This window comes from Sphingorhabdus sp. (assembly GCF_046596595.1).
GTDB lineage: Bacteria > Pseudomonadota > Alphaproteobacteria > Sphingomonadales > Sphingomonadaceae > Sphingorhabdus_B.
In genome coordinates this window covers 1-5,495 of record NZ_JBKJMB010000128.1, presented here as the reverse complement: position 1 = coordinate 5,495, position 5,495 = coordinate 1, and the positions used below count along the sequence as shown (strand labels likewise).

Here is a 5,495-nt window from a genome sequence, read left to right as displayed (position 1 = left end):
AGCAACGGCCCCTTCAACGAGCCTAGTAGAAAGTCGAATCATATTTTGTTTAAAAGCGCGCGGTGCGACCGCAGCACAATCCCTTGAATTGGTTTAGAAAATCCTAAGAATTTGGTCGATCTCTAATGTGCGGATTTTGGTTCAACCCACCCGATCGTACCGTCTTCGCGGCGGTAAACCATATTATGCCGTCCAGTTCCAGTGTTTTTGAATAACAAGGCAGGCGTGTTGCGCAAATCCATCATCATTACCGCGTCGGATACGTTCGATTCGGGGATATCCACGCTCATTTCCGCAACAATTACGGGTGCGTCGGGCAAGGGCATTTCTTCGTCGACATCGCCTGCGTCAAAGACGGTATATGCCGCTTCTTCCTGTGCCTGCGCATAAGCAGTCTGCTCATGACGGTCCTGTAAACGGCGCATGTAACGACGCAACTGCTTCTCGATCCGTTCAGCGGCGCGGTCAAATGCGACATGCGCATCCTGTGCCTCGCCCCGTCCCTTTAAAACGAGGCCTTGCATCACGTGCATCACGATATCGCTGGTAAAACCGTCATGCGGTGCGCGGCCAAACGTTGCTTGCGAGGAAAGGGCTTTTGAAAAATATTTTTCGGAGATTGATCCAAGCCGCGTTTCCACATGGGTCTGGAGCGCTTCGCCGGTATCGACCTGATGTCCTGAAACCCTGATGTCCAATGCCTGTCTCCTCTGGTTAAAGCGCTGACCCTGTTTGGAGCCAAAGCGCGTCTTTGATCTTGGCGATGAATTCCGCATGCCGCGCCAGTTCAGCTTCAGATGCCCTATGTGCGCGCGCAGGCCGAAAGACTTTCGTTGTCTGAACGCTGCTCGCGTCGATTTGGGTCATTGCACGGTCAGAAATATCGTTATCCGCAAGGCCAAGGCCGATTTGGCGTCCGCCGGTAAGTTCAATATATAATTGAGCCAACAGCTCTGCATCGAGCAACGCGCCATGCTTAATGCGGTGGCTCCGGTCGATGCCATATCGCGTACATAATGCGTCGAGCGACAGCTTTGCCCCGGGATTCTTGACCCGCGCAAGTGCAACGGTGTCCACCATCCGGTCCATCGAGACGGGTGGCCGACCACAAAATTGCAGCTCGTGATTCAAAAAGCCGAAGTCAAAACTGGCATTATGCGCAACAAGCGGGCTATCACCCAAAAATGCGAGGAGCTCATCGGCATTTTCACCAAATGCTGGCTTGTCCGATAGAAAACGGTCTGAGAGGCCATGTACTTGCTCTGCCGCCGACGGCATCGGGCGCTGCGGGTTAAAATATGCGTGGTAATGCTGGCCAGTCATCACCCGGCTGACCATTTCGATACAGCCAATTTCGACCATCCGGTCCCCGGTTGCAGGGTCAAAGCCAGTCGTTTCGGTATCAAATATAATTTCACGCATTCTGTAATCAGATGTGAGCCTGTTTCCGCGCTTATGCAAGACCCGCGCGCAGCTTTTTGACAAGCGCGCGCACATCGGACCGAGTCTCAGCCATATCTTTGCCTGTGTCGATGACATGATCGGCGCGCGCCCGCTTATCGGCGTCGTTCAGTTGTAGCGACAATATCTGTTCGAACTTATCCGATGTCATATTCGGTCGCGCCAGCACGCGTTCGCGTTGCAACTGCGCAGGCGCGGATACAACCACCACGACATCGACGCCCGCCTCTCCCCCTTTTTCAAACAATAACGGAATGTCGAACAGCAGCATCTCTGAATTCTGGTGCGCCTCCAAAAAAGCTTTGCGGCGTTCGGCGACAGCAGGGTGGATAATTGTTTCCAGCCGCGCCAGCCTGTCGCGGTCGCCAAAGACCGCAGCGCCAAGCGCCTTTCGGTCGACGCCGTCTGGCCCGGTCGTTCCGGGAAAGGCCGCCTCGATCGCAGGCACCAGCGCACCGCCCGCCTTTTGCATGTCATGGACCGCGGCATCGGCGTCAAACACCGCTACGCCTTCGTCGGCAAACATTGCGGCGACGGAGGATTTGCCCATGCCGATTGACCCCGTAAGCCCAATGATCAGCGGTTTTTTCATTTGAGCAAAAGCGCCCGCAATTCGTTTTCCGCATCGTCCGGCGGGGCGACGCCAAAGAACAGCTCAAACGCAATCGCCGCCTGACCGACCAGCATTTCGAGGCCATCGACCGTTTCCAAATCGCGCGCGCGTGCCGCTTTCAACAAGGGCGTTTCAATCGGTGCATAAACAAGATCATAAACAATCGCATGCTCGGGCAAGGACGACAGATCAATGTCCAGCGCCTCCTGCCCTACCATGCCCAATGGGCTTGCGTTCACCAACAACGCCGCATCGGGTAAGCGGGCATCAAAACCGATAACTTTGCCCTTGAGCCCGAAATGCGCAAGCAATCCGGCGGCTTTCAACGCATTGCGCGCCACCAGAACAACGTCACCGATGTCAGCCTGCGCCAATGCAAAGAGCACTGCACGTGCCGCGCCGCCTGCGCCAATGACGACAGCCGTTTCACCGGCAATCGGGACATCGGCAATCGGGCCATAAAATCCGCCAACATCGGTATTGGTTGCAACAAGCGCCCCGGTATCATTGCGGAACACAGTGTTGATCGCGCCGATTGAACTGCGCACATCGCCCGGGTCGGCCACGAAATCAAGCGCTGCTATCTTGTGCGGAATCGTAATATTGCAGCCACGCCAGTCGGCGTCCTGTGCACGCTCCGCAAAGTATTTTTCCAAATCTTGCGGCAAAACGTTATGTGCGCGGTAGTCACCCACGCGCCCCAATTGCTTGAGCCAGAAATTGTGGATCAAAGGCGATTTGGAATGCGCAATCGGATGCCCGATGACTTCGGCATAAACTGTCATGTCGGTAAAAGGCCCCTAATCCGCAAGAAATCAAGCACGGGAAGCAGTGGCATCCCGATAATGGTAAATTGGCTGCCGCTGACGCTGCTGAACAGCTGCGCACCCTCCGCCTCAATCCGGTAGCAGCCAACGCTGTGCCGAATATGATCCCAATAGCGATCAACATAATCATCGATGAACGCGGCGCTCAGCGGCCGCATCGTTAATTGCGCAGTGTCGACGATGCGCCAAACGGGCGCCCCCTGCTCACACATCACCGCAGCGCTGATCAGCCGATGTGTCGTGCCGGAAAGCTGCGCCAAATGTGCGCGTGCGTCCTGCGGTGACTGTGGCTTGTCAAAAATTTGCCCATCTGCACCAACACAAATTTGATCGCAGCCCAAAACAAGCCCTGTTGGCATTTTACGCGATATTTTTAGCGCTTTTGCCTCAGCCAGTGCATCGGCAATGTCGCGTGGCTTTGCGCCCGCCTGAGTCAAAGATATCTTGACGCTTTCTTCGTCGACATTGGCAGCGATTGCCTCAACCGCAACGCCGGCCGCATGTAACATCGCGATCCGTCCGGCACTTTGGGACGCAAGAATGAGCGTCATGTGGAGTTCGCCTGCGCCAGTTCGCGTTCGTTAAACAGGTTGATGATGGCCGCTGCGCTTTCCTCGATCGACCGGCGCGTCACATCAAGCACTGGCCATCCATTGTCGGCAAACATGCGCCGGGCATGCGCAACCTCAGCGCGCACTTTTTCTTCATTCACATAATCGGTGTCCGGCGACTGGTTCAACGACAGCAAGCGGTTGCGCCGCACCTGAATCAGCCGTTCTGCACTCGTTACCAGCCCGATGACCATGGGATGCTTCAACCGGAATAAAATCGGTGGCGGCGGAGATTCGGGCACGATTGGGATATTGGCGGTCTTATATCCGCGATTGGCAAGGTAAATGCTCGTCGGCGTCTTCGACGTCCGCGACACGCCCGCGAGCACAATGTCCGCCTCTTCCCAATTTTGCGCATTAATACCGTCGTCATGCGCAATCGTGAACTGGATGGCCTCAACCCGCGCAAAATAGGCCGCGTCCATGACATGCTGCCGCCCGGGGCGGGCCTTCGCCTCCTGGCCAAACATGTTGGACATAGCGTCGCTTACCGCATCAAGCGCCGCAACCGCCGGCAGGCCCAAGGCCCTGCATCTCGTTTCCAGCTTGCGCCGTGTGTCGCGGTTGACGAGAGTAAACAGAACGAGGCCAGGATTGGCGGCAACGTCGGTCAATATCCGGTCCAAATGGCTTTCGGATCTCACCATCGGCCAGAAATGCTTGACCACATGCTCAGCGTCGTCAAACTGCGCCAACGCGGCCTTGGCGATATTTTCCAAGGTCTCGCCGGTTGAGTCCGACAACAAATGCAGATGATAACGATCGCTCATGGCTGACAGTCTTGTTGGCAGGCTGGGGATAAATCAAGGGACAAGTTTTGCATGGCTATTTCCTCCCCGCTACCGCGATTTTAGGGCTCGATTCGGCCACAGTCTATCAACAGGGGCATTCTGATATGCACAGCCTGTGGATATTGGGGACGAAAGTTGCGACTCCTGTTGGGCGCGTTCGTGCTTGCGCGTCAAGATGTTGGCAATATCCGCAAAAGCTTTTAAGGCTTGCGCTATCAACAGCACATCATCTTTCATCATCCTTTATATAAATATATATTTTGATTGGATCTCGTCTCTCTATGTCCGCGCAAAACCCGAAAAAACTGCTTAACGTCCTCAAGGGCAATCAAGAAGCTATTCCGCCCATGTGGTTGATGCGCCAGGCTGGCCGATATCTTCCTGAATATCGTGCACTTCGGGAGGAAAAAGGTGGATTTCTGGCGCTGGCTTATGACAGTGACGCGGCGAGTGAAATCACCCTTCAACCCATCAGGCGTTTTGGTTTTGACGGGGCGATATTGTTCTCAGACATTCTTGTGATCCCGCATGCCATGGGTCAGGATCTGTGGTTTGAAACCGGTGAAGGCCCAAGGCTTGCGCCGCGGCTGGCCGATGCCCGGCTTGAAGATTTTGTACCTGCGCCAGAACGTTTGGCCCCCGTCATTGAAACCGTGCGTAAGGTTTCGGCAGGGCTCCCGCCTGAAACAACCTTTCTGGGCTTCGCTGGAAGCCCGTGGACGGTCGCAACGTACATGGTGCATGGTCAAGGAAGCAAAGACCAGGCAGAGGCCCGTAGAATGGCCCATGCGGAGCCGGAGCGTTTTGGCGCCTTGATTGAGGCAATCATTTCGGCAACGGTTGATTATTTGGGTGACCAGATTGATGCCGGCATTGACGCTGTGCAATTGTTCGACAGTTGGGCAGGGTCATTGTCACCTGCGCAATTTGAAAAATGGGTCATTGCCCCGAACGCTGAAATCGTGCGCCGGTTAAAGGCCCGCAACCCCAACGCGGTCATCATTGGTTTCCCGAAAGGCGCCGGCGGCAAGCTGGCGGCTTATGCCGAGGGCACTGGCGTGGATGCCTTGGGCCTTGATGAAACCGTCGATCCGCATTGGGCGAACCGCGAATTGCCCAAGGGACTGCCGGTGCAAGGCAATCTTGACCCGCTTGCATTGATTGCGGGGGGTGATGTGTTGAAAGATGCAGT

7 protein-coding genes are annotated in these 5,495 nt (G+C 55.5%); 1 reads left to right on the top strand and 6 read right to left on the bottom strand.

What is annotated here, in order from left to right:
- Window positions 1-122 precede the first annotated feature (122 nt).
- The 6 genes from hpf to ACLL9E_RS13015 are packed head-to-tail and all read right to left on the bottom strand — an operon-like array spanning window position 123 to window position 4,282.
- Window positions 123-698 carry a ribosome hibernation-promoting factor, HPF/YfiA family gene (gene hpf / locus ACLL9E_RS13040; protein ID WP_411292172.1) on the bottom strand — a complete coding sequence of 192 codons (576 nt, stop codon included), beginning with the start codon at window positions 696-698 and terminating at the stop codon, window positions 123-125.
- Window positions 699-714: 16 nt separating this feature from the next.
- Window positions 715-1,422, bottom strand: a complete 708-nt coding sequence (gene dnaQ, locus ACLL9E_RS13035; protein ID WP_411292171.1) for a DNA polymerase III subunit epsilon — start codon at window positions 1,420-1,422, stop codon at window positions 715-717.
- Window positions 1,423-1,453: 31 nt separating this feature from the next.
- The gene (coaE, locus tag ACLL9E_RS13030; RefSeq protein WP_411292170.1) at window positions 1,454-2,053 is read right to left on the bottom strand and encodes a dephospho-CoA kinase; all 600 of its coding nucleotides are present in this window, start codon (window positions 2,051-2,053) and stop codon (window positions 1,454-1,456) included.
- On the bottom strand, window positions 2,050-2,859 hold the full coding sequence (gene aroE, locus ACLL9E_RS13025) for a shikimate dehydrogenase (protein ID WP_411292169.1): 810 nt from the start codon (window positions 2,857-2,859) through the stop codon (window positions 2,050-2,052). The genes coaE and aroE overlap by 4 nt, the downstream gene beginning before the upstream one ends.
- Window positions 2,856-3,452 (bottom strand): Maf family protein, encoded by a 597-nt coding sequence (locus tag ACLL9E_RS13020; protein ID WP_411292168.1) that lies wholly within the window; start codon window positions 3,450-3,452, stop codon window positions 2,856-2,858. Before ACLL9E_RS13020 ends, aroE begins: the two co-directional genes overlap by 4 nt.
- Complete coding sequence (locus ACLL9E_RS13015) at window positions 3,449-4,282, bottom strand: pyruvate, water dikinase regulatory protein (RefSeq protein ID WP_411292167.1); 834 nt, start codon at window positions 4,280-4,282, stop codon at window positions 3,449-3,451. Before ACLL9E_RS13015 ends, ACLL9E_RS13020 begins: the two co-directional genes overlap by 4 nt.
- Before the next feature lie 302 nt (window positions 4,283-4,584).
- Between ACLL9E_RS13015 and hemE the strand changes: the two genes are divergently transcribed.
- Window positions 4,585-5,495 (top strand): uroporphyrinogen decarboxylase (gene hemE, locus ACLL9E_RS13010; protein WP_411292166.1); only part of this gene is annotated, 911 nt, incomplete at its 3' end.